Annotated in this window: 4 protein-coding genes; 1 reads left to right on the forward strand and 3 read right to left on the reverse strand. The window is 54.9% G+C overall.

Annotated elements, in window-relative coordinates; translation table 11 throughout:
* Positions 1-1,053, forward strand: a 1,053-nt coding sequence (locus tag K5905_RS31515) for a thioesterase domain-containing protein (RefSeq protein ID WP_297591666.1), incomplete at its 5' end; no start/stop codon positions are given.
* A 14-nt stretch (positions 1,054-1,067) separates the two neighbouring features.
* Here the strand turns inward: K5905_RS31515 and K5905_RS31520 are convergent.
* The 3 genes from K5905_RS31520 to K5905_RS31530 all read right to left on the reverse strand — a co-directional run.
* A complete protein-coding gene (locus tag K5905_RS31520) occupies positions 1,068-1,262 on the reverse strand; it encodes a hypothetical protein (protein ID WP_297591667.1) in 195 nt (64 codons plus the stop codon).
* 58 nt (positions 1,263-1,320) lie between these two features.
* Entirely contained in the window at positions 1,321-1,884 is a 564-nt protein-coding gene (locus K5905_RS31525; RefSeq protein WP_297591668.1) for a CoxG family protein, read from the reverse strand.
* A gap of 23 nt (positions 1,885-1,907) precedes the next feature.
* Positions 1,908-2,502, reverse strand: a 595-nt coding sequence (locus K5905_RS31530) for an XdhC family protein (protein ID WP_297591669.1), incomplete at its 5' end; no start/stop codon positions are given.

Raw genomic sequence — 2,502 nt, forward strand, 5'->3', positions numbered from 1 at the left:
CCTGCAAACAAGCATATGTATCCTGGTGAAACGCTTGCTGAGGCCGCTGGCCATCAGGTGCTTTATGCTTTTGAACCTGGTGAAGCAGGCAAGCCCCTGATCGTATTCGTGCCAGGAGATGCCCATCTCGCGCGGATTTTCTATGGCTATCCCGGCGGAAAATCCGAAGATTTCGTCGCGCACTGGGTCAAACAGGCCGGATATTCGTTCCTGGCTGTATCCTATCCGCTCGCAAACCCTGTCTTTTCCGAGGTTGTCCCGGCCTACACGATCAAGGACTGGGGAAATCAGGTTGCGGCGGTGATCGCCAGCGTAACGAAGAAAAATCAGCTCAGCGGGCCTGTAATCGTGGCCGGGTGGAGCATGGGAGGAAAAATCGCGGCGTCGGTTGGACGGGCCGCAAAGGCAAATGGGACGGATATTGCTATGTTTGTCGCAATGTCCGCTGATCCGCCGGTTCCGGGATTTTTGCCACCGGCCAATGTGAAGTCAATCAAGCTTGATGAAAATGGCTATGCCGACCGGACACCGATTTACGACTGGTTCCTGAATGCCGTTACCGAACAAAACACATACAACGCCCACACGATCATTCCTAAGAATACATACGTTGAAGAATTTCTCGGGGCGGTGCCAATCGACCTGATCGATACCGGCCTGGTTTACGAGAATGGTGAACTGGTCTCGGACATAGCCAAAGCGATCGAAACGTCAGGAGCCTTTTCGTTCAGCGACTACCCGTTTCCCGTTCTCGTCCATGACAACTCGACCTCGGATTTCGAAAATGTCTTGCTGGATGCTTCCGACTGGAGCTTCGTGCGAAACCGCGTTTTGGTCGAACGGTTCATGGGAGAGCGGAAACCAACCGATCTTTCAGCTGGCGAATGGCAGCAACTTCAGCTTCTGGTGTCAGCATCACAACAGTTTTTTACCGAAGTCGTGGAAGGCAACCACTTCTTCTTTATCGGTGAAATCGGCGCGCGAAAAGCAATGGAGAAAATCCTCACATTGCACGCACGTGTCGACAGTCTGCCAAAGGCTGCCGGCAATTAAGGCGGTGAATGCCGTTAGCCCGCCGTAGAACAGATCTGCAGCAAGGCTGCGAAATGATCTGGTGTCGCCAATCCGATGCAACAGGCGTGAACAGTTGCCAGAAACGCCGTTAGCAACGATCCGGTCCCCAGCGCAAGCATCAGCGAAGGATCCTGCCGGAACTCGCGCAATACGCCTGTTGTTGCTTTAGAATTTTGCTGCAATGTCATTTGCTCCTCCCTTCATTGAAGACGTGTCTGGGCCGCTCGTGACCCAAACACGTGTTCTTCAGCCGGCCGTTTCTTCGGCTGCATCTTCTGCTTTCTTGCTACCGAAGAGACCTCCCAGCCAACCTTTCTTTGCCTCTTCCGGTGCTGTCGCCTCCTCGGTGGCGTCTTCAATTGGTGCAGCTGGTGCAACCTGTTCGGCGAAGGCTGAAAAGAACTCTCCGGCCAGCCGCTTTGCCGTTGAATCGATCAACCGCGCTCCCAGCTGGGCAAGCTTGCCGCCGACCTTGGCATCCACTTCATAAGATAAAATAGTAGCGTCCGGGCCGTCTTCCTCAAGATGCACTTTGGCACTGCCTCTTGCAAAACCGGCAACACCGCCAGAGCCTTCCCCTTCAATGGTGTAGCCGGTCGGAGGATCGAGATCGTTCAAGGTGACCTTGCCGCCAAATGTGGCTTTGACAGGCCCGACCTTGAGTTTGACCTTCGCCTCCAACTCCGTATCGGAGTGTTTGATCAGCTCCTCGCAGCCAGGGATGGAAGCCTTCAGAATATCCGGATCGTTCAAGGCCTCCCAGACCTTTTCGCGCGGGGCCTCAATCCTTTGGCTGTCAGTCATTTGCATGGGATGTGTCTCCGATTTGTCGATCAAACGTGATGAATGTTCGCTTGCCGCTGATCCTTGCGGCGGATCAGCAGAAGTTCTGCAAGAATGGATAGAGCGATTTCCTCGGGCGTGATTGCTCCCAAATCGAGACCGGCAGGTCCTTCAATGCGGTCCAGGTCTGTTTTTCCGACGCCTTTTTCTGCCAGTTTTTCCTTCAGCGAGGAAATCTTCCGACGACTGCCGACAAAGCCGACATGTAGGGCATTGACCTTGAGCGCAGCTTCCAGCGCCGGCAGGTCGCCACGACCTTGGGTCGACACCAGAATGTAGGTTTCCGCATTGCCGAGAGATTTGAGGTCGTAGCCATCCAGGCGTTTCCCACCGGCAGGAAAGGCGGCAAGATCTTCCGAAGGCGCGCACAGCGTGACCTCAAAGCCGATCGTCGGTGCCTGTTTGGCAAGAGCCACCGCAACTGGACTGGCACCGCAAACCACCAGATTGGGTCGGGGCAACACGGGCTCCACAAAGATATCCATGGTGCCCTGGCTGGGGCACATGTTTTTCGCAAACTGAACCCCTTCGCGTTTTTCACCCGGCTCAACACCGAGTTCGGCAAGAAGGTCCTCGGGTTGAAGT

Source organism: Roseibium sp., from assembly GCF_025698965.1.
GTDB lineage: Bacteria > Pseudomonadota > Alphaproteobacteria > Rhizobiales > Stappiaceae > Roseibium.

Excerpts from the sequence above, each read along its gene's own strand:
- K5905_RS31520 (WP_297591667.1), bottom strand. The coding sequence starts at position 1,262 with ATGACATTGCAGCAAAATTCTAAAGCAACAACAGGCGTATTGCGCGAG.
- K5905_RS31525 (WP_297591668.1), bottom strand. The coding sequence starts at position 1,884 with ATGCAAATGACTGACAGCCAAAGGATTGAGGCCCCGCGCGAAAAGGTC.